General features: G+C 56.0%; 22 protein-coding genes and 2 pseudogenes. 15 read left to right on the forward strand and 9 right to left on the reverse strand.

All coding sequences use genetic code 11. The annotated features are described in order from the left end of the window. Nucleotides 1-265 precede the first annotated feature (265 nt). The 10 genes from BLU24_RS27590 to BLU24_RS13105 all read left to right on the forward strand — a co-directional run bounded on the left by BLU24_RS27590 (nucleotide 266) and on the right by BLU24_RS13105 (nucleotide 8,604). Entirely contained in the window at nucleotides 266-637 is a 372-nt protein-coding gene (locus BLU24_RS27590; RefSeq protein WP_157720840.1) for a hypothetical protein, read from the forward strand. Between the two features lie 351 nt (nucleotides 638-988). Continuing rightward, nucleotides 989-1,657, forward strand: a complete 669-nt coding sequence (locus BLU24_RS13060; RefSeq protein ID WP_231990210.1) for a transposase — start codon at nucleotides 989-991, stop codon at nucleotides 1,655-1,657. A 320-nt stretch (nucleotides 1,658-1,977) separates the two neighbouring features. Then, entirely contained in the window at nucleotides 1,978-2,256 is a 279-nt protein-coding gene (locus tag BLU24_RS13070; RefSeq protein WP_093100830.1) for a hypothetical protein, read from the forward strand. Nucleotides 2,257-2,639: 383 nt separating this feature from the next. Continuing rightward, nucleotides 2,640-3,161, forward strand: a complete 522-nt coding sequence (locus BLU24_RS27595; RefSeq protein ID WP_157720841.1) for a hypothetical protein — start codon at nucleotides 2,640-2,642, stop codon at nucleotides 3,159-3,161. 130 nt (nucleotides 3,162-3,291) lie between these two features. Next, the gene (locus BLU24_RS13075; protein WP_231990211.1) at nucleotides 3,292-3,726 is read left to right on the forward strand and encodes a transposase; all 435 of its coding nucleotides are present in this window, start codon (nucleotides 3,292-3,294) and stop codon (nucleotides 3,724-3,726) included. Between the two features lie 493 nt (nucleotides 3,727-4,219). Beyond that, on the forward strand, nucleotides 4,220-4,369 hold the full coding sequence (locus BLU24_RS27600) for a hypothetical protein (RefSeq protein ID WP_157720842.1): 150 nt from the start codon (nucleotides 4,220-4,222) through the stop codon (nucleotides 4,367-4,369). 337 nt (nucleotides 4,370-4,706) lie between these two features. Continuing rightward, nucleotides 4,707-5,399, forward strand: a complete 693-nt coding sequence (locus tag BLU24_RS13080; RefSeq protein ID WP_093100832.1) for a transposase — start codon at nucleotides 4,707-4,709, stop codon at nucleotides 5,397-5,399. A 347-nt stretch (nucleotides 5,400-5,746) separates the two neighbouring features. Next, nucleotides 5,747-6,373 carry a hypothetical protein gene (locus BLU24_RS13090; RefSeq protein ID WP_093100834.1) on the forward strand — a complete coding sequence of 209 codons (627 nt, stop codon included), beginning with the start codon at nucleotides 5,747-5,749 and terminating at the stop codon, nucleotides 6,371-6,373. Nucleotides 6,374-6,566: 193 nt separating this feature from the next. After that, a complete protein-coding gene (locus BLU24_RS13095; RefSeq protein ID WP_093100836.1) occupies nucleotides 6,567-7,151 on the forward strand; it encodes a hypothetical protein in 585 nt (194 codons plus the stop codon). 445 nt (nucleotides 7,152-7,596) lie between these two features. Continuing rightward, entirely contained in the window at nucleotides 7,597-8,604 is a 1,008-nt protein-coding gene (locus BLU24_RS13105; RefSeq protein ID WP_157720843.1) for a glycosyltransferase family 2 protein, read from the forward strand. 87 nt (nucleotides 8,605-8,691) lie between these two features. Here the strand turns inward: BLU24_RS13105 and BLU24_RS13110 are convergent, their stop codons facing one another. Continuing rightward, a complete protein-coding gene (locus BLU24_RS13110; protein ID WP_093100842.1) occupies nucleotides 8,692-9,735 on the reverse strand; it encodes an LLM class flavin-dependent oxidoreductase in 1,044 nt (347 codons plus the stop codon). A gap of 359 nt (nucleotides 9,736-10,094) precedes the next feature. On the opposite strand from BLU24_RS13110, the pseudogene BLU24_RS28230 reads away from it, so the two are divergent. Then, nucleotides 10,095-10,979: pseudogene (locus BLU24_RS28230) on the forward strand (cache domain-containing protein); the annotation flags it as partial. A 306-nt stretch (nucleotides 10,980-11,285) separates the two neighbouring features. Further along, nucleotides 11,286-11,885 (forward strand): annotated as a pseudogene (locus tag BLU24_RS28235) (methyl-accepting chemotaxis protein); the annotation flags it as partial. Nucleotides 11,886-12,020: 135 nt separating this feature from the next. On the opposite strand, the gene BLU24_RS13120 reads toward BLU24_RS28235, so the two are convergent. Beyond that, nucleotides 12,021-12,506 carry a flavin reductase family protein gene (locus BLU24_RS13120; RefSeq protein WP_093100846.1) on the reverse strand — a complete coding sequence of 162 codons (486 nt, stop codon included), beginning with the start codon at nucleotides 12,504-12,506 and terminating at the stop codon, nucleotides 12,021-12,023. A gap of 323 nt (nucleotides 12,507-12,829) precedes the next feature. Here BLU24_RS13120 and BLU24_RS13125 point away from each other — a divergent pair, with 323 nt between their 5' ends. Then, nucleotides 12,830-14,236, forward strand: coding sequence for a purine-cytosine permease family protein (locus tag BLU24_RS13125; RefSeq protein WP_093100848.1), 1,407 nt, complete (start codon nucleotides 12,830-12,832; stop codon nucleotides 14,234-14,236). Nucleotides 14,237-14,272: 36 nt separating this feature from the next. Here BLU24_RS13125 and BLU24_RS13130 read toward each other — a convergent pair whose 3' ends face one another. After that, nucleotides 14,273-14,509 carry a hypothetical protein gene (locus BLU24_RS13130; protein ID WP_157720844.1) on the reverse strand — a complete coding sequence of 79 codons (237 nt, stop codon included), beginning with the start codon at nucleotides 14,507-14,509 and terminating at the stop codon, nucleotides 14,273-14,275. Between BLU24_RS13130 and BLU24_RS13135 the strand changes: the two genes are divergently transcribed. Next, complete coding sequence (locus tag BLU24_RS13135) at nucleotides 14,502-15,602, forward strand: polyamine ABC transporter substrate-binding protein (protein ID WP_090284131.1); 1,101 nt, start codon at nucleotides 14,502-14,504, stop codon at nucleotides 15,600-15,602. The genes BLU24_RS13130 and BLU24_RS13135 overlap by 8 nt on opposite strands. A 286-nt stretch (nucleotides 15,603-15,888) precedes the next feature. Here the strand turns inward: BLU24_RS13135 and BLU24_RS13140 are convergent, their stop codons facing one another. After that, a complete protein-coding gene (locus tag BLU24_RS13140; protein WP_093100852.1) occupies nucleotides 15,889-16,863 on the reverse strand; it encodes a TerC family protein in 975 nt (324 codons plus the stop codon). A 121-nt stretch (nucleotides 16,864-16,984) separates the two neighbouring features. Then, on the reverse strand, nucleotides 16,985-17,773 hold the full coding sequence (locus BLU24_RS13145) for an AraC family transcriptional regulator (protein WP_093100854.1): 789 nt from the start codon (nucleotides 17,771-17,773) through the stop codon (nucleotides 16,985-16,987). Nucleotides 17,774-17,855: 82 nt separating this feature from the next. Between BLU24_RS13145 and BLU24_RS13150 the strand changes: the two genes are divergently transcribed. Then, nucleotides 17,856-18,854 (forward strand): bile acid:sodium symporter family protein, encoded by a 999-nt coding sequence (locus BLU24_RS13150; RefSeq protein ID WP_093100856.1) that lies wholly within the window; start codon nucleotides 17,856-17,858, stop codon nucleotides 18,852-18,854. A 10-nt stretch (nucleotides 18,855-18,864) separates the two neighbouring features. Here the strand turns inward: BLU24_RS13150 and BLU24_RS13155 are convergent, their stop codons facing one another. From BLU24_RS13155 to BLU24_RS13170, 4 genes are all read right to left on the reverse strand, one after another. Beyond that, nucleotides 18,865-19,620, reverse strand: a complete 756-nt coding sequence (locus tag BLU24_RS13155) for an ABC transporter ATP-binding protein (RefSeq protein WP_093100858.1) — start codon at nucleotides 19,618-19,620, stop codon at nucleotides 18,865-18,867. Further along, complete coding sequence (locus BLU24_RS13160) at nucleotides 19,614-20,675, reverse strand: FecCD family ABC transporter permease (protein ID WP_093100860.1); 1,062 nt, start codon at nucleotides 20,673-20,675, stop codon at nucleotides 19,614-19,616. The genes BLU24_RS13155 and BLU24_RS13160 overlap by 7 nt, the downstream gene beginning before the upstream one ends. After that, entirely contained in the window at nucleotides 20,672-21,853 is a 1,182-nt protein-coding gene (locus BLU24_RS13165) for an ABC transporter substrate-binding protein (RefSeq protein ID WP_093106650.1), read from the reverse strand. Before BLU24_RS13165 ends, BLU24_RS13160 begins: the two co-directional genes overlap by 4 nt. 61 nt (nucleotides 21,854-21,914) lie before the next feature. Next, nucleotides 21,915-24,329, reverse strand: coding sequence for a TonB-dependent receptor (locus BLU24_RS13170; RefSeq protein WP_093100862.1), 2,415 nt, complete (start codon nucleotides 24,327-24,329; stop codon nucleotides 21,915-21,917). Between the last annotated feature and the right edge of the window lie 17 nt (nucleotides 24,330-24,346).

A 24,346-nucleotide genomic window follows, 5' to 3' on the forward strand; every position in this document is an offset into this window, starting at 1 on the left:
CCCGTTTTCCCCCGTTTTCCCCCCGTTTTCCCCTTTATGCAAATGACGGGCAAGGGGGCAAGGCAATGGAAAGCTACGAGATGATGCTGACCGATCCAGGGTATTGGGGCGAGATGGCTATCTCGTTAATGCTTTCCGCTGCCGGTGGGTATGTACTTAAGGGAGCGAGAAATCGGGACAGACCACGTTTAGAAAGCGTTCCAAAAACGTGGTATATCCCCGTTCCCGCCTCCTCGTTTTCCAAGAGCTGGTGGAGATATCGAAAGTGCACTCTATAAATAATGGTTTTCATGGATTTCTTTCTTGGCTTGAGTCCTCAGGATATTTTCCTGCCCATGAAGTGGAGGAGCTTTTGGCTTCCTTGGGCGGGACCAATGGAGTAGTGGCGAATTCGCTATATATCTCAGCGTACGAGATTATAGGGTGTGCCTTGGTCGAGAAAGTTTCAGGCACGGTTATTAAAGAGTTTTTGGTAGCTAATGAAGAGGCACTCAGCGCCAATCCAAGTGAGCGCTATTATTTTGTAGAGTCTATAGTTGATCATTCGGTCGCTCATGGTGTTAAACCTGAAATTCTGATTGAAGTTGCTCCTGCGGGTTACAAACTATTCCTGTCAAAAAGGTTTGCCTCAAGCTAGCCATAGATAAAAGTAGATAAATGGGTACAGGTCACGTTTAGAAGGCACTCCAAAAACGTGGTCTGTCCCCTTTTATCCTAGGACAGTTTAAGGTTTAGGATAGATTGGCTAAGGGAGAGTTTTGATGGCAGCCGATAGGCAGTGGAGAAATGGGGACAGACCACGTTTAGAAAGGAAATGTGTAAAGGGGGACAGACCACGTTTAATGTGTAAAGGGGGACAGACCACGTTTAATGTAATTGACTGCAACAATAAGTAAAAATTTGCCGTCATGTTTACCTTTCGGCCCGCTAAGCTTTCAGTTCGACCAATTGAAAGGATTCATCGATGCCGCGTAGAGCCCGAGTGTTGATGCCAGGCGTACCGCTCCACTTGATTCAGCGGGGAAACAATAGATCTGTCTATTTTTTTACCGAGGAAGATTACCTTTTTTATCTGGAGCTTTTGGTCGAGCAGGCTTCTAAAAATGATTGTGATATTCATGCGTGGTGCTTAATGACCAATCACATACATTTGTTAGTCAGTCCTCACAATGCCAACAGCGCAAGCCTGCTGATGAAAGGTGTCGGGCAAAGATATGCCCAATATATAAATCGTACGTATAGTCGCAGCGGAAGTTTGTGGGAAGGCCGGTATCGTTCATGCCTTGTTGAGAATGAGCGATATTTATTGTGCTGTTATCGATACATCGAAATGAATCCCGTAAGAGCTAAAATGGTAAATCATCCGTCAGAGTATCGCTGGTCAAGTTACCGTGTTAACGCACAATCAGAGCGATCACACATTGTTACTCCTCATGCTCAGTATTTGGCGCTTGGAGGGCAGGGCGGGCAACCGGCAGATGCTTACCGCGAACTGTTCAAAAATGACTTAGAGTTAGAACTGGTTGACCAACTTCGTGATGCGACCAATGGAAATAATGTTTTTGGCGGTTCAAAGTTTGCTGCTGATGTCGAGGCAATGATCGGTCGTCGAGTGCAGCGAGGGAGCCCGGGACGGCCGAAAAAATCGACCATTTAGCATTTAGTGGAAAACGTGGTCTGTCCCCGTTTTCTCCAAGTTGGTTGATGGGGGCTGCGGCTGTTCCGGCTAGTGGTCTCACGGGCACTTTGCTGGCCAACGGGTCGACGCTGACGGCGCTATTGGCTGGCTATCTGAAGGGGCCTGAAGACTTCACCAAAGCGGTGACTAGTGCAGGGCTAAGTGCCGGTTTCGGGAAATTTGTCGTAGCTAGTGGTTTCTCAAAAGAGGTAGCCAGTAAGGCTTCGAATTCTTTAGGTACGACTGGTGTATGGGATAAGCTTGCGGATGAATCTCTAGAGATATTCAAGGACAAGTAAATGCTGACGGAAATCAAAAAGTACAAGCATTTCATTGGGCTGAGCTTGTTGGTAATTGCAACGGTCGCTAGTTTCATAAGGTTCAACGGAGACTGGGCACGTTTCTTCGCGATGTTCTCGGGGCAAATATGGTTTGGACAAGCGGTCTATAATTATTTGCGAGATGGATGGGTCACCATTGGGCCTGGCGGGATGGGACCCGATGCGGATCCCTGTCACCGGTCAGTACTGGCAGGGTTGGCGTTATTTTTGTACCTGCTTATTTTTTTTCTGTTCTGAGATAAAAAATCAGCGGTACGCAAAAGAGAGCTTCGCTGATTCGCGTTGTGCGAGAAATGGGGGATAAATGGGATAAATGGGGACAGACCACGTTTAGAAAACACTCCAAAAACGTGGTCTGTCCCCTTTTTTCTCGTGGTCTGTCCCCTTTTTTCTTCAAAGCACATCGAAGAGTTCTTGACCCGAAATGGTTTGTCGCATACATCTTCCATGGCCAGTCAAGCGATGCTTGGCAGTTTTCAGAATGCGCTTAATAGTGCTGCTACGCAGGGCATCAAGTATGGGGAAATTATGCAAGTCGGTCGATGGGAACTGATTATCAGCGCTGGGCGTCCCGGAGATCCATTACCAGTTCTAAAACATGCGCCTTATAAATAATCATAATGAGACTTAACAGTATATTAGAATGTGAAGGTACTATCGTCGAAATCGACGAGTATGTGCCATTGATAGTTCGGTTTGAGTCGAGTCGCGATTCTCTGCCATTATATTGGCGTGCGGGGAATGGCAAAACGTCTCTTTTGGAAATTGGATTAAATAGATATACAGGGCAAATTATAAATGTGACCGTTGTTGCCGCCGGCTCTGTAAAAATGGAGGGTTGGAAGGCAAGGGTAGACGGCTTCATATTGGATGTTGGAATTCCGGCGTTTAAACTCGAACGCTGGGGAGCAGGGGGTAGTTACTCAGATAACTATATCGATGATTTTAGTCTTGAATTTGAGCTTGTCGTGGGTGTTGATGAAGCTTGCATTCTTCTAGGTAAGCGCCAGGATATTGATAGGGTAGTAGAAAATGGATGTGTAAGCTTCGGGTTTTCCTCAAGCGGTGAGTTGTTATCGATTCGGATCTCGTGCTTGCGGCCTAATGAGGTGGCTCTGTTAGAAAGTCATTTTTGTCATTAGGTGTAAAGGGGTGAAAAGGGGAACAGGCCACGTTTAATGTAATTGACTGCCACAATACGTAAAAATTTGCCGTCATGTTTAGCTTTCGGCCCGCTAAGCTTTCAGTTCGACCAATTGAAAGGATTCATCGATGCCGCGTAGAGCCCGAGTTTTGATACCAGGTGTACCGCTCCACTTGATTCAGCGAGGAAACAATAGATCTGTCTGTTTCTTTGCCGAGCAAGATTATCTTTTTTATCTGGAGCTTTTGGTCGAGCAGGCTTCTAAAAATGATTGTGATATTCATGCGTGGTGCTTAATGACCAATCACATACATTTATTAGTCAGTCCTCATAATGCCAACAGCGCAGGCCTGCTGATGAAAGGTGTCGGGCAAAGATATGCTCAATATATAAATCGTACGTATAGTCGCAGCGGAAGTTTATGGGAGGGCCGGTATCGTTCATGCCTTGTTGAGAATGAACGATATTTGTTGTGCTGTTATCGATACATCGAAATGAATCCCGTCAGAGCTAAAATGGTAAATCATCCGTCAGAATATCGCTGGTCAAGTTTACCGTGTTAACGCACAATCAGAGAGATCACACATTGTTACTCCTCATGCTCAGTATTTGGCGTCTGGAGGGCAGGGCGGGCAACCGGCAGATGCTTATCGCGAGCTGTTCAAAAATGACTTAGAAGGAAAATGGGGACAGACCATGTTTAGAAAACACTCCAAAAACGTGGTCTGTCCCCTTTTATCTGAGGGCAAATGGGACGCGATAAATGGGGACATACCACGTTTAAAAAGCACTTCAAAAACGTGGTCTGTTCCCGTTCCCGTTCTGCATGACGAACAAGCGCCTTGATGGCTCTGTAGTGGTCTTTGATACCGATGCCAATAAAGTGATACCTCAGCATGGGGATGGGCCACGAAATCGGGACCCTCCCCAGAGAGTCGATGAAGGGCAGCCACGTTATTCCCTTGAGTTGCACAAGATATAGGAGTCGCTACTTGAAAGTAATTCGAGTAATGCTCGAGTCTATACACAAGAAGAATTTTTCAAGGAATACAAAAAATGACAGTGAATCAAGAGTTGTTCGATGACTTATGGGGCGGGGAAAAAAGCATCGGTTTTTTTTTTGTTCATTCTGGAATATGTTTTTGGGTTGTTGATGAAAAGCGTAACTTTACTATTGATGTGCAACGGGGGACAGACCACGTTTAATGTAATTGACTGCAACAATACGTAGAAATTTGCCGTCATGTTTACCTTTCGGCCCGCTAAGCTTTCAGTTCGACCAATTGAAAGGATTCATCGATGCCGCGTAGTGGAGAAATGGGGAGAAATGGGGACAGACCACGTTTAGAAAGCACTCCAAAAACGTGGTATGTCCCCGTTCCCGTTCTTTGCAAAAACTTGCCAAGGAGTGTGTAAAGGGGGACATGTAAAGGGGGACAGACCACGTTTAATGTAATTGACTGCAACAATAAGTAAAAATTTGCCGTCATGTTTACCTTTCGGCCCGCTAAGCTTTCAGTTCGACCAATTGAAGGATTCATCGATGCCGCGTAGAGCCCGAGTGTTGATGCCAGGCGTACCGCTCCACTTGATTCAGCGAGGAAACAATAGATCTGTCTGTTTCTTTACCGAGGAAGATTACCTTTTTTATCTGGAGCTTTTGGTTGAGCAGGCTTCTAAAAATGATTGTGATATTCATGCGTGGTGCTTAATGACCAATCACATACGTTTATTAGTCAGTCCTCATAATTCCAACAGCGCAAGCCTGCTGATGAAAGGTGTCGGGCAAAGATATGCCCAATATATAAATCGTACGTATAGTCGCAGCGGAAGTTTGTGGGAAGGCCGGTATCGTTCATGCCTTGTTGAGAATGAACGATATTTATTGTGCTGTTATCGATACATCGAAATGAATCCCGTCAGAGCTAAAATGGTAAATCATCCGTCAGAGTATCGCTGGTCAAGTTACCGTGTTAACGCACAATCAGAGCGATCACACATTGTTACTCCTCATGCTCAGTATTTGGCGCTTGGAGGGCAGGGCGGGCAACCGGCAGATGCTTATCGCGAACTGTTCAAAAATGACTTAGAGTCAGAATTGGTTGACCAGATTCGTGAAGCGACCAATGGAAATAATGTTTTTGGCAGTTCAAAGTTTGCTATTAATGTCGAGGCAATGATCGGTCGTCGTGTGCAGCGAGGGAGCCCGGGACGGCCGAAAAAACCGACCATTTAATGGAAAACGTGGTCTGTCCCCGTTTTCCCCCGTTTTCCCCCAACGTCAAACCCAAAAGATTACGGCAAGGACAAAATTGAGATTGACGTAAAAAAATTGCAACAGGACATTGATTCCGGTCTATTGCCTAACACTAAATTTTGACAAATCAGGAAGTAACAACGGAGTTGCAGACGAAAGTCGATGCGGCACGTGATAAATTTACAAACAATCCCACGCCAAAAAATCAAACCTCATTAGACAGAGCAGAAACAGATTTGGCAAACGCTGTGAGGGATGGGAAATGTTTGATCAAAGGTTGTGTTCCGGCTGACTACATTAAACCGGTGAAAAAATAGGTGAAAGCGATGGATCCCAAAACATACGAACTGCTCAATGGTATTCCGGAACACGCCGATTACGCTGTGGAGGCGGGTGACCTTGACCGAGAGGACATTTCAGAAGAAAGAATGGCCGCAGTGAGACAACTGCTCAACAGTGAGAATGAAATGGAGCGTTTTCAAGCTTCTAAACTTCTCACCAGCTGGGGCGTCCATGACGGCTTGATAGTGCTGGAAGAATATATGCGGCGCCCAGAGATTATCCAGGGTATTTATACCCATAGACTCCATGGGTACGATGATACATATCGACATATATTGATGGCAGTAACGATGTATTTCGCGAATGCCGCTGAGGTCAGTGGAAAGGAATTAGCGAGGCGTCAGGTATATGATGTGCTTTCAAAAATCATCGCTCTGGCCAACGAGAGGCCTTTTGAAATATCGGAAATATATTCTTTTGTGCATCGTGAAAAGTATTCAGAGTACCTCCCGCTGTTGAAGCAGCATTTGATCGCAATAGTTGAACATCCCGAACTTCATCGGTGGAAAATCAAAGATGCCATTGGTTTGATAATGGAGTTTGATGCTGATTTTGTCAGAGCCTTATTGTCTGAGAACGATAAAATTCTGCAAGATTTTGTGAAAAAATAAAAGTGGGATAAATGAGGGCGGACCACATTTAGAAAGCACTCCAAAAGCGTGGTCTGTCCCCGTTTTCGTGCAAAAGCGTGGTCTGTCCCCGTTTTCGTGTTGAGTTGCCCAAGATATGGGAGTCGCTGCTTGAAAGTAATTCGAGTAATGCTCGAGTCTATACACAAGAAGAATTTTTTAAGGAATACAAAAAATGACAGTGAATCAAGAGTTATTTGATGACTTATGGGGCGGGGAAAAAAGCGTCGGTTTTTTTGTTCATTCTGGAATATGTTTTTGGGTTGTTGATGAGAAGCGTAACTTTACTATTGATGTGGAGCTGAGTCTGCGCGCCTCTCTAAAAAATGGCACTATCACTCAGGAGCAATATGAGCGGTCATGCCTGAGCTTTAGAGGCGGTGTATTAACTTTGACAGCCGGAAATTTTCTCACATGTTTAAACGGGGGAAGTGCGAAGCTTCTAACATCATCTGAGTTGCAGGGCTTTTTGGGGGCAGACAAGACTATCTTTGCACGAGTCGAAGATTATTTTCTCAGTGGCAATGGCTTGGACTCTGAGTTGTTTAGGCGTGCAAATGTTATTAGGTCTCGGCTTCCTTTATTTTATGTAAACTTTGATCGTAAAATCTTCATGCATATGGATGATGGGCGATCCCATGAAAATTATGTTCATTCTGATTGGGTCTTTCAATTTTATGATTTCAGCTTTTTGATTCCTACGAGCGAAAAGTACTGGGTAGAGTGCGGTGACGATTATTGGAAGCTTCGATTTTTATAGTGTGCGGCTGCGCCAAGAAATATCGACAAAAGGATAAATGGCGACAGATCACGTTTAGAAAGCACTCCAAAAGCGTGGTCTGTCCCCGTTTTCTCGCTCGCCCTGTACTAAATTGCTGGCCAGCAACCACGGTTCACGCTCACGTCTTGCGGACTGTCGACTGAGCTTACTCTTGGCAATTGACCCCGCAATGCGTTGGTGTTTGCGGCCCTTGGCGCAGTGCCGTACGCAGTACAAGTCGATGAAGTGTGGGGCGCTTCGCGTCATCTCGACACGGCCAAACCGCTTTGACGCTTCAAGCAACACTGAGTAGAATGGCCATCATATTGGCATCACCCTCGTGGCTCGCCACATGAGTCCGCGTGCCTTCACAGGCTCTACGCACGCCAATCTGCCTCACAAATCTACGCCTTCGCTTACTCCGTCATTTCAGGTACTCAGCTCCGTGTCTGTTCCGAAAATTTCCGTCGTCATCCCCACGTACAACGTTGAGTCCTACATCGCCGAAACCCTCGATTCGCTGCTCGATCAACCCGTGCCGCTGCATGAAATCATCTTGATCAACGATGGTTCGACCGATGGCACGCTGGCGGTGATTGAAGCCGGTTTTGGCCATCGCCCGGAAGTCAAAGTGGTCACCCAGGACAATCAAGGTGTCGGCGCTGCCCGGCGTAATGGTCTGGCCTTGGCGAGTGGCGACTACGTGTTCTTTTGTGACCCGGACGATGTGGTCAGCCCTGAGTTGTTTTCGACGCTGGTGGAGCAGGTCCAGGCCAACGCTCCGCTGGAGTTGTTTTATTTCTCCAAGCGTTCCTACACCGAAGTGGACGGCAAAAAGCAACTGTTGCGACGCAACACCGCTGCCAGCCGCGAAGGCTGGTTCGATGCCGGACGCGACTTGCTGGAAGATCTGATCTTGTCCGGCAAATATCACGCCGCGACGTGGCAGTACATTTTCAAGCGTTCGGTGTGCGAGCGATTTGCGGTGCGCCTGGAAGGGCGGGCCCATGAAGATCACGTGTTCAGCATGAACATTTATCTGCACAGCCAGGCCACTTTCGCGACGGCGGCGGACTTTTACTTTCAACGGGTCCGCAGCGGTTCACTGACGCAAAGCCATAAGGATGTCGAGTATGTGCTGGGCAGTTATGCGGCGTATCGCGACACCTTGGCCGCGTTGAAAAAACACATTGGCTCGTTCAATGCCGGACGCGATGTTGCGTTGAAGTTCATGGAGCGCAATGTCGATGCACTGATCACCAAATGCATCAAATACAGTGTGCCTTTGCCAGCGCAAATATCCTCGATGACACGTCAGGACAGCCGTGATTGCGGTGTGGTCGTGCACCCTCGCTGGACGTTGCTGTTTCCGCGCATTGCTCACGGGACGCGCAAGTTGCGTTTCAACCTGAAGCAGTTGCGCAGATCGCGGAAAGGCTCATTTCAGGGCTAGTTTCTGTACGATGACTTAAGCAAAAAAGGGGCGAATTCATATCGATGAATTCGCCCCTTTTTTATTGAGTGTCAGCCTATCGTGCTGTCAGCGAAACGCCGGCACCACATGCTTGATAAACAGCTCCAGCGACTTCTTTTTCTCCGCATGCGGCAAGCTGTTGTCACACCAGAAACTGAACTCATCCATGCCTAGTTCCTGATAGTGCTTGATCCGAGGAATGATCTCTTCCGGAGTGCCGATCATCGCGGTCTTGTGCAGGCTTTCCAGTTCAAATTCCGGGCGACCGGCAAACTTTTCTTCCGGGCTCGGCGCGAGGAAGCCGTTGACCGGGGTTTGCTTGTTGCCGAACCACGCGTCGAAGGTGCGATAGAAACGCGAGATGGCTTTGGCACCGACTTTCCAGCCGTCCGGGTCGTCGGCGGTGTGCACGTGGGTGTGGCGCAGCACCATCAGTTGCGGGCGCGGCACATCCGGGTTGTTGTCGAGTGCGGTCTGGAATTTGTTCTTCAGGTCGACGACTTCTTCGTCGCCCTTCATCAATGGCGTGACCATCACGTTGCAACCGTTGGCCACGGCGAAGTTGTGCGAGTCCGGGTCGCGGGCGGCGATCCACATCGGCGGGTTGGGCTTCTGGATGGGTTTCGGCACGCTGGTCGAGGTGGGGAATTTCCAGATGTCGCCGTCGTGGGCGTAGTCGCCTTGCCAGAGGGCACGGACCACCGGGACCATTTCGCGCAGGGCCTGGCCGCCGCTTGAGGCGGGCATGCCGCCGGCCATGCGGTCAAATTCGACTTGATAGGCGCCACGGGCGAGGCCGACTTCCATGCGGCCGTTGCTGATCACGTCGAGCAGGGCGCATTCACCGGCGACGCGCAGCGGGTGCCAGAACGGCGCGATGATGGTGCCGGCGCCGAGGTGGATGGTGGTGGTTTTCGCCGCGAGGTAGGCCAGCAGCGGCATCGGGCTCGGCGAGATGGTGTATTCCATGGCGTGGTGTTCGCCGATCCACACGGTGCTGAAACCGCCGGCCTCGGCCATCAGGGTCAGTTCGGTGAGGTCTTCGAACAGTTGGCGGTGGCTGACGCTTTCGTCCCAGCGTTCCATGTGGATGAACAAGGAAAATTTCATGACGCTACCTCGAGTCTTTTGTCATTGGCCGGTCGTGTGCTGGCCTGTCGAACTGCCGTGAGCGCTGAACGCTCGCGAGTTTTATCACCCTTCAGGCACGCCTTCGAGGACGGCTGGTCGGTTGAATGAATATTGGTATACCATAATACGGGATATCCGCAAAATATTTCTGACCGACACTTCGAACAAGGAAGGCGCAACAGATGAACATCAAACAAAAACTGACCATGGCATTCGCCGTGATCGCCAGTCTGCCGGTGTTGCTGGTGGCGGCACTGATCATCCTCAATGTCCGCGATGGGGCGCGGGACAATTTCGTCGACAGCACCGGACGCGAAGTGCGCCAGGTCGAAAATGCGATGCAATTGTTCTTTGAGGGGATCAGCCAGAACGTCGCTTATCTGGCCGAGCATCCGCAATTGCAGAGCATCGACGCCAGCCTCAAACGCTATCTGAGCAGCGGTGCCGCGCAAGTGTCCATGGGGCCGCAGGATCAACAGTTGTTCAAGCTGTTCGCCGGGCTGGCCAAGGCGCATCCGGCGTACACCTATCTATCGCTGGGCACCGAGCAGGGCGGTTACCTGTTCTGGCCGGGCGATGCGCAACTGGCCAATTACGACCCACGCACGCGGCCCTGGTACAAAACCGCAATGGCCAATCCAGGCAAAACCCTGCGCACCGAAGCCTATTACTGGGCGGCCGATGATGTGGTGCTGGTCAGCACCGTGCGCAGCTTCAACAACCAGTTGGGCAGCAATGCCGGCGTGGTCAATATCGACGTTTCGCTCAAGCAACTGACCGATCTGGTCAAGCAGATCCGCCTCGGCGACAGCGGTTATCTGCTGCTGATGGAGGCCAACAACACCGTGTTGGTCGATCCGAGCAATCCGGCGCACAACTTCAAGAAACTCACCGATCTGGGCGATGGCTATCGGCAACTGGCCGAAGCGAGCAAAGGCCTGGTTGAAGTGGAGCTGGCCGGCGAGCGCTACATGGCGCTGGTGTGGCCGTCCGAGGCGTTGGGCTGGCGGTTTGTCGGGCTGGTCAAAGCCAGTGAAGTGATGGCCGGGGCCACGCGGCTGACCTGGATCATCGGCGTTATCGCTGTCGTCTGTGCGCTGCTGTTTGCCATGGCCGGGGCGTGGTTTGCCGGGTTGATGGTCAAGCCGATTCGCGGCGTCGCCAGTGGTCTGGAAGGCATTGCCCAGGGCGAAGGCGATCTGACCGCGCGCCTGGAAGTGCGCGGGCAGGACGAAACGGCGCAACTGGCCGGCTGGTTCAACCAGTTTCTCGAAGCGATCCGCACCTTGATTCAGCGCATCGGCCAGGCGGCGGGGCAGATCCACAGCAGCTCCGGCAGCGCCACCGAAGTTTCGGCAGAGATGGCTGATGTCGCGTCGCGTCAGCGTGAGGCGGTGGACATGGTCTCGACCGCGTTCCATGAAATGGTCGCTACTTCCAATGAAGTTGCGCGCTCTTGCAGCCAGGCTGCGGACTCGGCTGACAACGGCCAGCGTCAGGCCCACACCGGGCAGCAGCAGATCGATGCGGCGGTGAGCAATGTCGGCCGTCTGAGCGAGGAAATCGGTCACAGCGCCGAATCGATGCAGCAACTGGAGCAGGACAGCAACGACATCCAGTCGATCCTCGGCACCATTCGCTCGATCGCCGAGCAGACCAACCTGCTCGCGCTCAACGCCGCCATTGAAGCGGCGCGGGCAGGCGAGCAGGGCCGTGGGTTTGCGGTAGTTGCCGATGAGGTTCGCGCACTGGCCAAGCGCACTTCGGATTCAACCGGCGAGATCGATGCACTACTGGGCAATCTGGCCCGGCGTACTCATCAGATGGGCAAGCAGATGCATGCCAGCCTCGAGGTGTCGCAGGAAACCGTGGTGTCGATCAACGAGGCGCGGGCGAGTTTTGAATTGATTCGCGAGTCGGTTGACGTGATCCGCGACATGAACACGCAGATCGCCACGGCGGCCGAGGAGCAGCATCAGGTGGCCGAGGATATCAATCGGCACATCAGCCAGATTCATGGTGATGCGCAGCTGGTGGCGAGCCTGGCGGATTCGACCCGTCAGGATGCGCAGAATCTCACGGCGCTGTCGCAGACGTTGAATCAGTTGGTGAGCCGGTTTCGTACGTAACCGGTAGCTCAAACAACACCGAACCCCTGTAGGAGTGAGCCTGCTCGCGATAGCGGTGTATCAGCCAAGATATAAGTCAACTGACACACCGCTATCGCGAGCAGGCTCACTCCTACAGTTGGTTGCGGTGAGCCATCAAACCAGCACCGGCAACGCCCCCATCTTGCCGTGGCAATACACCAGCGGCCCGGCCACTTGCTCGGGCACGATCAGGTTTTTCACCGCGCCGACCATGATTGCATGGTCGCCACCTTCGTATTCGCGCCACAGTTCGCACTCGATCACTGCCGTCGCATTGGCGAGGATCGGGTTGCCCAGTTCACTCAATGTCCACTCGATGCCTTGCGCCTTGTCCTTGCCTTTACGGGCGAAGGCGTAGGCTTCGCTTTGCTGGCCGCCAGACAAAACGTGAATTGCGAAGCGCTTGTTCTTGATCAGCACGGGGTAGGAGTCAGCGCTGTAGTTGGGGCAGAACAGCACCAGTGCCGGGTCCATCGACAGCGAGCTGAACGCGCTGGCGGTCAGGCCGACGATCTGGCCGTCATCGTCGAGCGTGGTGATCACGGTGACGCCGGACGGGAACGAGCCCATGACTTGTTTGTAAATGGCAGCATCGATCATTGGTCATTCCTCGGGTGGTGTGCAGCGTTTTTGTTTGCTTGATGGTCTGATGGTATACCAGTATTTTGCGTTTGCAAGGCCTTTCCAGCTGAACCGATAAACGTCCCACGTTCGTCGGAAACTCAATATTTACGGGGCCTTCGGCTGGTTTGCCAGCAGCGCTTTGGGCGAGGATGGCGTATCAGATGGCGCGGTAAATCACGGATCAGTCTTGTGAAAAGTTTGGAATACCATAATATGGTCTGCATCTGAGGGGCGACCAAAGCGTCCCCCCGGTTTGGCTTCATACAAAGATAAGAACAGACAAACTCGAGTTCATGCATATGTCCCAGATGTCCCGGCAAGATCCGTTGATCGAGAATCACACGGTCGATTACGTCCCACTCGCGGAACGCCACGGGAAGGCCCGCGACCTGTTCACCCTTTGGTTCAGCACCAACATTGCGCCACTGCCCATCGTCACCGGCGCCATGGTGGTTCAGGTGTTCCATCTTGATTTGTTCTGGGGGCTGCTGGCGATTGCGCTGGGGCACATGATCGGCGGCGTGGTGATTGCGCTGGCGTCGGCCCAGGGGCCGCGCATGGGCATTCCGCAAATGGTCCAGAGTCGCGGTCAGTTCGGCCGGTACGGCGCGCTGCTGATCGTGTTTTTTGCAGCACTGATCTACATCGGTTTCTTCATTTCCAACATTGTCCTGGCGGGCAAATCGATCGTCGGCATTGCGCCGTCGGTGCCGGCGCCACTGAGCATTCTGATCGGTGCATTGGCGGCCACGGCGATCGGGGTGATCGGCTACAACTTCATCCACACGCTGAACCGCATCGGCACCTGGGTGATGGGCGGCGCGTTGCTCGCCGGCTTCATTTACATCTTCGCCAATGACTTGCCCGCAGACTTCTTCACCCGTGGCAGCTTCAATCTGTCCGGCTGGCTGGCGACGGTGTCGCTGGGGATCATCTGGCAGATCAGCTTCTCGCCGTACGTGTCCGATTATTCGCGTTACCTGCCGGCCGATATCGGCATCGCCAAGCCGTTCTGGGCGACCTATCTGGGCGCGACGCTGGGGACCATTCTGTCGTTTGCCTTCGGCGCCGTTGCGGTGCTGGCCACCCCGGAGGGCACCGAAGCGATGGCGGCGGTCAAGCAGTCGACCGGTTGGCTGGGGCCGATTCTGATGGTGCTGTTTCTGCTCAACATCATCAGCCATAACGCGCTGAATCTGTACGGCGCGGTGCTGTCGATCATCACCTCGATCCAGACCTTCGCCAGCCAGTGGACGCCAAGCATCAAGGTGCGCGTGGTGTTGTCGAGCGTAGTGCTCGCCGGTTGCTGCGTGGTCGCGTTGGGCGCATCGGCGGATTTCATTTCGCAGTTCATCGGTTTGATTCTGGCGTTGTTGCTGGTGCTGGTGCCGTGGGCGTCGATCAACCTGATCGACTTCTATCTGATCAAGCGCGGCTGCTACGACATCAGCTCGATCTTCCGCGCCGATGGCGGAATCTACGGACGCTTCAACCTGCACGCAATCATTGCCTACTTCATCGGCATCATCGTGCAGTTGCCGTTCGCCAACACCTCGCTGTACGTCGGACCGTACGCCAATTTGGTTGAAGGCGCCGACCTGTCGTGGCTGGTCGGCCTGGTGGTCACCGTGCCGCTGTATTACTGCCTGGCCACCCGTGGCCAGGCGCAACAGAGCAGGGCGGCGAAGTTGGGGTATACCGACTAAGGTGATGGATACCGACTGAGTCGCTCCGCTGTTCAATCAATGCCCGGCCTGTGCCGGGCATTGTCGTTGCGCATCCTGGCGGTCATCTAAATTGGCCATATCGATCCCCTTTTGGCCGATGCCCCACTGTGATCCCCTGGCGCTCTCGGCAAGAATCAAAGGCACAACGACACGCTCGACCTTATTACCCTTGGCCGCCATTTCGGCCACTGCCGTGTACAGAACATAAAAACCATCGAACTCACGCCGCTTTCGGGGAACAACCATGGTCACGATGAAACGTATTCTGGGTGCCACTGTGTGTGGGCTGACGCTGCTGGCCAGCGCCGTCCAGGCCGAGCAACGCGAGCTGCGCGTCTACAACTGGGCTGATTACATCCTGCCCGCCGTGCCCAAGGATTTCGCCGCGCAAACCGGCATCAAAGTGACCTGGGACACCTTCGACACCAACGAATCGCTGGAAGCCAAGTTGCTCACTGGCAACTCCGGTTACGACTTGGTGGTGCCGTCCAACCAGTTCCTCGAAACGCAGATCAAGGCCGGTGTGTTCCAGAAACTCGACAAGTCGAAATTGCCGAACTGGAGCCATCAGGACCCGGAACTATTGAAACTGTTGGGCAAGAACGATCCGGGCAACCAGTACGGCGTGCCTTACATGGTCGGCACCGTGTTGATCGGTTTCAACCCGGCCAAGGTCAAAGCGGCGCTGGGCGACAACGCACCGGTGGACAGCTGGGATCTGGTGTTCAAACCGGAGAACATGGAAAAGCTCAAATCCTGCGGCGTGGCGATGCTCGATTCGCCGACGGAAATCCTCCCGCTGGCGCTGCACTATCTCGGTCTCGACCCGAACAGCCAGAACCCCGCCGATTATGAAAAAGCCAAAGCGTTGATGCTCAAGGTTCGCCCGTACGTGACCTATTTCAACTCGGCCAAGTACATGACCGACATCGCCAACGGCGACATCTGCGTGGCCATCGGTTACTCCGGTAGCTTCTACCAGTTCGGCAACCGCGCCAAAGAAGCGGGCAATGGTGTTGTGGTCGACTGGCGCTTGCCGAAGGAAGGCGCGCCGATCTGGTTCGATACTTTCGCGATTCCGAAAAGCGCGAAAAACGTTACCGAGGCCCACGAATTCCTCAACCACTTGCTCGACCCGAAAGTCATCGCGCCGATCAGTGATTTCCTCGGTTACCCGAACGCGAACAAGGATTCGCTGGCGCTGATCAACAAGGAAATCACCGACAACCCGAACCTGACGCCAACCCCGGAAGCACTGAAAAAACTCTACGTGGTTCAGCCGTTGCCACAGAAACTCGAGCGCGTACGGACCCGCGTGTGGACCAGCATCAAGTCCGATAAATAAGCGCGTTCCCCTGTAGGAGTGAGCCTGCTCGCGATAGCGGTGTGTCAGCCAACATTTGAGTCACCTGACCCACCGCCATCGCGAGCAGGCTCACTCCTACAGGTTTTATGTTGTGTCATTCAGTCCCGCGTTCACGCTCCCGCGTCATGACCAGGCAACAACACCGAACCCAGAATCCCCTGTAGGAGTGAGCCTGCTCGCGATAGCGGTGTGTCAGCCAATATCCAAGTCACCTGACCCACCGCTATCGCGAGCAGGCTCACTCCTACAAGGTTTTTGTGTTGTGTCAATCAGTGCGGCGTTCACCCTCGCGCGTCATCACCAGGCTCAGCAATACCGAGCCCAGAATCACCGCGCCGACTACTGCCAACGACCATTCCACCGGCATGTGGAACCACGGCATCAGCACCATCTTGCCGCCGATGAACACCAGCACAATCGCCAATCCGTACTTGAGCAAATGAAAGCGGTCAGCCATGTCCGCAAGCAAAAAGTACAGTGCGCGCAAGCCCATGATCGCGAAGATGTTCGAGGTGAAGACAATGAACGGGTCGGTGGTCACGGCGAAGATTGCCGGGATGCTGTCGACCGCGAACATCAGGTCGCTTGCCTCGATCAGCACCAGCACCAGAAACATCGGCGTCGCCCAGCGCACACCGTTCTGCACGATGAAAAACCGCTCGCCGTGAAAGCCACTGGTGATGCGCATGTGGTTGCGGACCCAGCGCAGCAACGGGTTTTTTTCCAGGTCCGGTTGCTGCTCGGCAAACACCAGCATCTTGATCCCGGTGATGATCAGGAACACCCCGAACGCATACAGCAGCCACTCGAACTGCGACACCAGCCACACCCCGGCAAAGATCATCACCGCGCGCATCACGATCGCCCCGAGGACACCGTACAACAGCACCCGTCGCTGCAATTCCGGTGGCACGGCGAAGTAGCTGAAAATCATCACGAAGACGAACATGTTATCGATCGACAGCGATTGCTCGATCAAATAACCGGTGAGAAATTCTAGGGTTTTCTGCCGGGAGATCTCGCCGCCGAACTCGCCGTGCAGATACCACCAGAGCAAACCGGCGAAGCTCAGCGCGAGCAGACACCAGGCAATCACCCAGGCCAGCGCTTCACGCACTGACACCCGATGCGCCTTGCGCCCGCCGAAGACAAACAGGTCCAAGGCCAGCATCGCCAGCACAAAAACGATGAAGGCGCCCCACATCCACGGTTCGCCGATATTGAGGTTGGTCGCTGGCATGTCACGCTCCCTGTCGATGGGCTTGAGGTAGACAGGGCCATGCTAACGACGGATTTATGCGCAGGAAAAATCGTTTATTTCTGGGCAATGCTTCGAGAAAAACGAAGTGTCGGAGATTTTCCTAGCGAAAAAACTCCCCCGGCGTTTGCCCAAACTGCTGCCGAAACGCCGCAATGAACGCCGACGTCGAGTCATACCCGCACGCCAATGCCACGTCAGTCACCCGTTCGCCTTTTTCAAGCGGCGTCAGCGCGCCGAGCAGGCGCAGGCGTTGGCGCCAGGCGCGGAAGGTCAGGCCGGTGTCGCGCAGGAACAGACGGGTAAGGGTTTTTTCGGTGACGCCGAACCGCTCGCTCCAGTGGCTGAGTGTGGTTTGTTGTTCAGGGTGTTGTTCGAGGCTCTGGTAGATCTGCTTCAAGCGCGGATCTTGCGGCAGTGGCAGCATCAGGTCGATCTGCGCGGCCTCGGCGAGCTGGTCGAGGATGACTTGCGCCAGGCGACCGTGCGCGCCGTTCTCGTCGTATTCCACCGGCACCTGGCTGAACGCTCGGATCAGTTCGCGCAGCAGATCGCTGACGGCCAACACGTGACAATGCCCGGCGGCCCAGGCTGAAACGCTGCAATCGATGTACAGGCTGCGCATTTCCGTGTGCGGCGCGCTGAAGACCCGATGCGGCACACCGGCGGGAATCCACACGGCGCGCTCGGGCGGGGCGACGAAACGTCCGGCGCTGGTCTGCACCTCGAGTACGCCCTGGATCGCGTAGGACAACTGCACCCACGGGTGACTATGGCGGCGGGTCAGGGCGCGATTGGGCAGCGATTCGGTTCTGCCGTACAGCGGGCGCGGCAAGCTGGGCAGCCCGGGAATGCTGCGGCGAACGCTGTTGGTTTGTCCTTTAGGCGGCATCTTGCGGCTCTTCGGCGTTAGTCGGTAATTGCCAGTCACGTTAGAGTCGTCGGCAAGCACTGGCAACCCCCGGATGAATATCATGAAGCGCCCCCGTTTTTTGCCCGACAACTTCACCCTGACACTGATCGGCGTGGTCCTGTTGGCGAGTTTTCTGCCGGCCAGCGGCCAGGTCGCGGTCGGCTTCGGCTGGCTGACCAACTTCGCCATCGCGCTGCTGTTTTTCCTGCACGGCGCCAAACTGTCCCGCGAATCTATCATCGCCGGCGCCGGTCACTGGCGCCTGCATCTGCTGGTGTTCGGCCTGACCTTCGTGCTTTTCCCGCTATTGGGGCTGGCGCTCAAACCGGTGCTGTCACCGTTGATCGGCGACAAGCTGTACATGGGCATGCTGTACCTGTGCGCATTGCCTGCCACGGTGCAATCGGCGATTGCCTTCACGTCACTGGCGCGCGGCAATATTCCGGCGGCGATCTGCAGCGCCGCGGCGTCGAGTCTGTTCGGGATTTTCCTGACGCCGTTGCTCGTCACGCTGTTGCTCAACGTCCACGGTGACGGCGGTTCGACGCTCGATGCCATCGTGAAAATCAGTGTGCAATTGCTGCTGCCATTCATTGCCGGGCAGATCGCTCGGCGCTGGATCGGCGCCTGGGTCGGGCGCAACAAAAACTGGCTGAAGTTCGTCGATCAGGGCTCGATTCTGTTGGTGGTCTACGGCGCGTTCAGCGAGGCAGTCAACGAGGGAATCTGGCAGCAGATTCCGCTGTTCGAATTGCTCGGGCTGATCGTGGTCTGCTGCATCCTGCTGGCGCTGGTGCTGATGGCGTCGATCCTGCTCGGCAAGGCGTTTGGCTTCAATCAGGAGGATCGCATCACTATTTTGTTCTGCGGTTCGAAAAAGAGCCTGGCCACCGGCGTGCCGATGGCGCAGGTGTTGTTCGCCGGCAGCACCATTGGCGTGTTGATCCTGCCGCTGATGCTGTTCCATCAGATCCAGTTGATGGTCTGCGCGGTGCTGGCCCAGCGGTATGCGCGCCGGCCGGAATCGGTGCCGGAGTTGATGGCTCAGGTCGATCCCTGAGCGCTGCGCCTCAGACGATATCGTCGATCAGAATATGGTGCAGCCCACGGCTGCACTGTTCGATCCGCGCTTCAACCTTGTACACGCTGCGCAGCATCTGCTCGGTGATCACCTCACTGCTCGGGCCGCTGCCCTGGGTGGTGCCGTCGGCGATGACCAGCACCTGATCGGCAAACCGCAGCGCCTGGTTCAGATCATGAATCGCAATGAACGCGATCACCTCGCGTTGCCGCGCCAGGCTACGCATGAAGTTCAGCACCTGCACTTGCCGATGCATATCGAGTGCGCTGGTCGGTTCGTCCATCAGCAGGATTTCCGGTTCGCGCACAAGCGTCTGTGCGATGGACACCAATTGCTGCTGCCCGCCACTGAGTTCACCGAGGTTGCGAAACGACAGGGCGGTGATGCCCAGTGCGGCGAGAATGTCGTCGACCAGTTTCAGCTCGTCATCGTGCACGACCCAGCCCGGGGTCAGTTGCTTGCGCGCCAGCAGCACCGATTCGTACACGGTCAGGCGGGCGCTGGCGTTCAGGCCCTGAGGCATGTAGCTGATCCCCGTCGGGCCTTTTTTCGAGTCCTGCAGGATCACTTGGCCGGGGCCGTCGATCAGCCCGGCCATGCGTTTGAACAGCGTCGATTTGCCGGCCGCATTCGGCCCGACCACGGCCACCACCTGACCACCCAGAAACGGCGCGGTGGAGACGCCGCGGATGATCTCGCGCTGGCCATAGCGGGCGCCCAGATTGTCCAGTTGCAGCTTCACCATGAGTTTTTCTTCCCGCCGAGAATCAGTGAAATGAAGAACGGCACGCCGATCAGCGAGGTGACCACGCCGATCGGGAAGATCGCGCCGGGAATCAGGGTTTTGCTGACCACCGAACTGGCCGACAGGATCAGCGCCCCTGTCAGCAGCGAGGCCGGCAGGAAGAAGCGTTGGTCTTCGCCGATCAGCATGCGGGCGATATGCGGGCCGACCAGGCCGATAAAGCCGATGGTGCCGACGAACGCCACGGGAAACGAGGCGAGCAGGCTCACCATGATCAGCGTCTGAAAGCGCAGGCTGCGCACGTTGATGCCGAAACTCGCCGCCTTGTCATCGCCCAGGCGCAGGGCGGTCAAGGCCCAGGCACGGCGGGCGAAAATCGGCAGGGTGACGAGGATCACCAGACAGATGATGCCAAGTTTTGGCCAGGTGGCTTTGGTCAGGCTGCCCATGGTCCAGAACACTACGGCGGCGACGGCTTGCTCGGTGGCAAAAAACTGCACCAGCGCCAGCAGCGCGTTGAAGGTGAAGACCAGGGCAATGCCGAGCAGGACAATGGTCTCGGCGGTAACCCCGCGGCGCATGCTCAAAAAGTGAATCAGCAGCGCCGACAGCATGGCCATGATGAACGCATTGAGCGGCACCATGAATTGCGCGGCCAGCGGAAACAACGCGACGCCGAAGGCCAGGCCCAGCGCGGCGCCGAAGCTGGCGGCGGCGGAAATGCCCAGGGTGAACGGGCTGGCCAGCGGGTTGTTGAGGATCGTCTGCATCTGCGCGCCGGCCAGCGACAACGCCGCGCCGACGGCCACCGCCATCAGCGCCACGGGCAGGCGAATGTCCCACATCACCACGCGCACTTGCGGCGAAGCGCTGTCCGGTGAAAACAGGGCGCCGAGCACTTCGCTGAGGCTGTAGCTGGCCGGGCCGAGCGCCAGATCGAGCAGCACGCTGCACAGCAGTAAAAACACCAGTCCCGCGAGGATCAGGCGCTTGCGCAGCACCAGACGGCGATAGGTTTCGCGCTGGACCACCACGGTGTCGGTCATCGAGCTCATGGCTTGACCTCGGTTTCGCTCAGGCTGACGAAATAGCCCGATTCGTACGGCACCGGCAGGAAGCGCTCATGCAGTTCGCGGAATGCCGCATCCGGGTCGAGATCGGCGAACAGTTCCGGGTGAAACCATTTGGCCAATTGCTGGATGGCAACGAACTGGTAGGGACTGTTGTAGAACTGGTGCCAGATTGCGTGGAAGGCTTGATGCTCCTGAGCCTTGACGCCGGCGTAGGCCGGGCGCTGGGTGTACCAGGCAAGTTTTTTCCGCGCCTGCGCCATGTCTGCGCCGGGGCCGACGCCGACCCAATGACCGCCGGGAGCAAACGCTTCCCAGTTGGCGCTGGTGATCACCACATGCGCCGGATTGGCGACGATGACTTGCTCGGGATTCAACTGGCCGAAAGTAGTCGGAATGATGCCGCGCGCGACATTGTTGCCGCCGGCCATGTCGACGAACAGGCCGAAGTTTTCATTGCCGAAACTCAGGCAGCAATCATCCGTGTAGCCGCCGATGCGCTCGATGAACACGCTCGGGCGAGGCGGGTGCTGTTTTTCAATGACGTCGGTGACTCGATGGATCTGCTGGTTGCGATAATCGATGAACGCTGCGGCCCGTTGCTCCTTGCCGAACAACTGGCCGAACAGGCGCATGGTCGGCTCGGTGTTCTGCATCGGGTTGTTGCGAAAGTCGACGTACACCACCGGGATGCCGAGGGCGTCGAGCTTTTCGATGTAACGCGCATCCTCGGTGGCGTGCTGCGCCTCGATGTTGAGGATGATCACGTCCGGGCGTTGCGAGATGGCCTGCTCGATATCGAAGGTGCCGTCTTCAAAGCCACCGAACGTGGGGATTTTCGCGATGGCGGGGAATTTGCGCAGGTACGCAGTGTAGGTGTCCGGATCGGACTGGATCAGGTCCTTGCGCCAGCCAACGATGCGTTCGATCGGGTTCTGTGTATCGAGCGCGGCGACCAGATACAGCTGCCGGCCTTCACCGAGGATCACCCGCCTGACCGGCAGATGCACCTTGACCTTGCGCCCCAGCAGGTCGGTCACCTCGGTGCGCGCAGCGTCGCTGTCAGCGGCGTCAGCACTGCGCGGCGCGAGGGAAAACAGGCTCAGCACGCCTGCCAGTAACAGCGCAGCAACCGCCTGGCTGCGTCGATCGAAAATCGCCATGGTCCAACCTTTGCCAAAGTCAGCGCGGCCCACGGCGCCTGCCGCCGCCACGCTGAACGTTTCAGAAATCGACAGTCGCCGACAGTAATAAAGTGCGCGGTGAGCCCTGGGAGAACGCGCCGTAAGAGGCGACGCCCGACCAGTACTCTCGATCGAACACGTTCTGCACCGTGGCGCGGAACGTGGTCGGCCGCTCATCGATGCGCGTGGTGTAGCGCGCACCGACATCGAAGCGGGTCCAGTCATCGAGTTTTTGCGTGTTGGCCTGGTTCACGTACTGGCTGCCGGTATGGATGGCGCCACCAGTCAGGGTCAGCCCTTCGACCCACGAGGTGTCCCATTCGGCCCAGAGGTTGGCCTGCACCGACGGCACGCCGACCGGCTTGTTGCCGCGATTGCCGGCCACGGCGGTTTTCGTCAGTTCGGCGTCCAGCAGGGTCACGCCACCGAGCAACCGCGTGCCCGGCGTCACTTCGCCAAACACGTTCAGCTCCAGGCCACGGTTGCGCTGCTCGCCTTGCACCGAGAACACCCCGGCGGCCAGTTCGCCGCTGGGCTTGGTGATCTGGAACAGGCTCAGGGTCGAGGTGAAGGTGCCGTAGTCGGCCTTGACGCCGAGTTCATGCTGGCGCGAAACGTACGGCGCGAAGATCTCCCCCGCATTGCTGGCGGTGGAGGGCGCAATGTCGCCCTTGCTCAGGCCTTCGATGTAGTTGTAGTAGAGCGCGACGTGATCCCAGGGCTTGATGACCGCGCCGAACAGCGGCGTGGTGCGGCTGTGGTCGTAGGACGTAGTGACCACGCCGCTGGGGTTGTAATTGCCCGATTTGATGTTCTGCTGGCGCACGCCGAGGGTCATCTGCGCGCGGTCGTCGAGGATCGACAGGGTGTCGGCGAGTGCCACGCCGGTCAGTTCGCTCTCGGAGACTTTCGGCGTCGCCGGCTCAGGAATGTAAGGTTCCGGGCGATCCACGGGGTGATAAATGTTCGACAGGATCGGCGCGGCGGAAATGATCCCCCGTGACAGCACATCGCGATAACGGCTGACTTGCACTGCGGTGCGGTGGCTGACCGGCCCGGTGTCGAAGCGCAGCCGCGCCCCCGTGTCGACGGTGTAGCGCTTGACCTCGAATTTGTAATAACCGGGCGTCGAAGACGTGTCGCCAGCCGGGTTGATGATGGTCGGTGTCTGGTCGGACATGCGCGCCACCGCCGATTTGCCGCCGCCGGCATGGGCGAACACCGTCAGCGCATCGCTGAGGTCGTATTCGCCGCTGAGCAGCGCCGAGGTATCACGGGTTTTCGACCAGCCCCAGTCCTGGCTCACGCTGGTTCGGCCGTTGGCGGCGGAGGGAATGTCCACGCCCGGGGCAATCAGAAACGGCCGCGAGGCGGCATCGAAGCGTTCTTTCTGCCGCAACCAGTCGAAGCTGGTGCGCAGCCGCTCGCCCTGATAATCGAGGGCGATCGCGCCGATGTTGACGTGGCGCGACTGCTTGTCGATCGCCGTGTCGCCCAGTTGCGTGCTGCCATTGATGCGTACGCCGAAGCGGCGTTCTTCACCGAAACGCCGACTGACATCGACATGCCCGCCGAGCTGCGCATTCATCGCATAACTGGCGGTGAAACGGCTCAGGTCTTCGTCCAGCGAACGTTTCGGCACCACGTTGATCACGCCACCCACCGCGTTGTTGGGGGACATGCCGTAGAGCAGGGCGCCGGGCCCTTTGACCAGTTCGATGCGCTCGGCGTACTCGGTGAAGACCCGGTAGTTCGGCGCGACGCCGTAGACGCCATCGAACGCCAGTTCACCGAGGTTGCCTTCGCCCACCGGAAAGCCACGAATGAAAAACGAATCGACGATGCCGCCGGTCTGCCCGGTAGAGCGCACCGACGAATCGCGTTCCAGCACATCACCGACGGTGACAGCCTGTTGATCCTTGATCAGCGCCGAGGTGTAGGTGCTGACGCTGAACGGCGCGTCCATCACATCGGTGTTGCCGAGCAGGCCCAGACGTCCGCCGCTGGCGACCTGGCCGCCGGCGTACACCGCCGGCAGCGCATCGCTACGCCGGTCGATGCCGAGCACCGCCGTTTCATCCAGCGTGACCCGGCGCGCAATCAGTGTGTAACTGCCGTCGCTGCGCCGCACCATGTCCAGACCACTGCCGGCCAACAGGCGATTGACCGCTTCCTGGGTCGAGTAGCGGCCGATCAGCGCCGGGCTGCTCAAGCCGTCGGTCAGCGCCGGCTGGAACGACAGGGCAATGCCGGCGTCCACGGCAAAACTCGACAGGGTCGCACCGAGCGGCCCGGCCGGAATGTCGTAGGCACGCAGGGCGAGCGTATCCAGTTGCGCAGGCTCGCCGGCGACGGCCAGCGGGCAGGCGACAACGATCAGGACAAGGCTCAGCAACGCACTGCGAATAGCGGGTTTGAACGGACGATCCGGGCGCAGGAGGCGTGCAGCGGGCATGGATGGATGAGCCTATG

This window comes from Pseudomonas sp. Z003-0.4C(8344-21), assembly GCF_900104975.1.
GTDB classification, from domain to species: domain Bacteria; phylum Pseudomonadota; class Gammaproteobacteria; order Pseudomonadales; family Pseudomonadaceae; genus Aquipseudomonas; species Aquipseudomonas granadensis.

Coding starts and splice junctions, on each gene's coding strand:
- BLU24_RS13090 (WP_093100834.1), top strand. CDS start 5,747: ATGGATCCCAAAACATACGAACTGCTCAATGGTATTCCGGAACACGCC.
- BLU24_RS13060 (WP_231990210.1), top strand. CDS start 989: ATGCCAGGCGTACCGCTCCACTTGATTCAGCGGGGAAACAATAGATCT.
- BLU24_RS13080 (WP_093100832.1), top strand. CDS start 4,707: ATGCCGCGTAGAGCCCGAGTGTTGATGCCAGGCGTACCGCTCCACTTG.
- BLU24_RS13165 (WP_093106650.1), bottom strand. CDS start 21,853: ATGGCGATTTTCGATCGACGCAGCCAGGCGGTTGCTGCGCTGTTACTG.
- BLU24_RS13120 (WP_093100846.1), bottom strand. CDS start 12,506: ATGATCGATGCTGCCATTTACAAACAAGTCATGGGCTCGTTCCCGTCC.
- BLU24_RS13125 (WP_093100848.1), top strand. CDS start 12,830: ATGTCCCAGATGTCCCGGCAAGATCCGTTGATCGAGAATCACACGGTC.
- BLU24_RS13135 (WP_090284131.1), top strand. CDS start 14,502: ATGGTCACGATGAAACGTATTCTGGGTGCCACTGTGTGTGGGCTGACG.
- BLU24_RS13155 (WP_093100858.1), bottom strand. CDS start 19,620: ATGGTGAAGCTGCAACTGGACAATCTGGGCGCCCGCTATGGCCAGCGC.
- BLU24_RS13095 (WP_093100836.1), top strand. CDS start 6,567: ATGACAGTGAATCAAGAGTTATTTGATGACTTATGGGGCGGGGAAAAA.
- BLU24_RS13075 (WP_231990211.1), top strand. CDS start 3,292: ATGCCGCGTAGAGCCCGAGTTTTGATACCAGGTGTACCGCTCCACTTG.
- BLU24_RS13170 (WP_093100862.1), bottom strand. CDS start 24,329: ATGCCCGCTGCACGCCTCCTGCGCCCGGATCGTCCGTTCAAACCCGCT.
- BLU24_RS13150 (WP_093100856.1), top strand. CDS start 17,856: ATGAAGCGCCCCCGTTTTTTGCCCGACAACTTCACCCTGACACTGATC.
- BLU24_RS13145 (WP_093100854.1), bottom strand. CDS start 17,773: ATGCCGCCTAAAGGACAAACCAACAGCGTTCGCCGCAGCATTCCCGGG.
- BLU24_RS27595 (WP_157720841.1), top strand. CDS start 2,640: ATGAGACTTAACAGTATATTAGAATGTGAAGGTACTATCGTCGAAATC.
- BLU24_RS13070 (WP_093100830.1), top strand. CDS start 1,978: ATGCTGACGGAAATCAAAAAGTACAAGCATTTCATTGGGCTGAGCTTG.
- BLU24_RS13110 (WP_093100842.1), bottom strand. CDS start 9,735: ATGAAATTTTCCTTGTTCATCCACATGGAACGCTGGGACGAAAGCGTC.
- BLU24_RS13140 (WP_093100852.1), bottom strand. CDS start 16,863: ATGCCAGCGACCAACCTCAATATCGGCGAACCGTGGATGTGGGGCGCC.
- BLU24_RS27600 (WP_157720842.1), top strand. CDS start 4,220: ATGACAGTGAATCAAGAGTTGTTCGATGACTTATGGGGCGGGGAAAAA.
- BLU24_RS13160 (WP_093100860.1), bottom strand. CDS start 20,675: ATGAGCTCGATGACCGACACCGTGGTGGTCCAGCGCGAAACCTATCGC.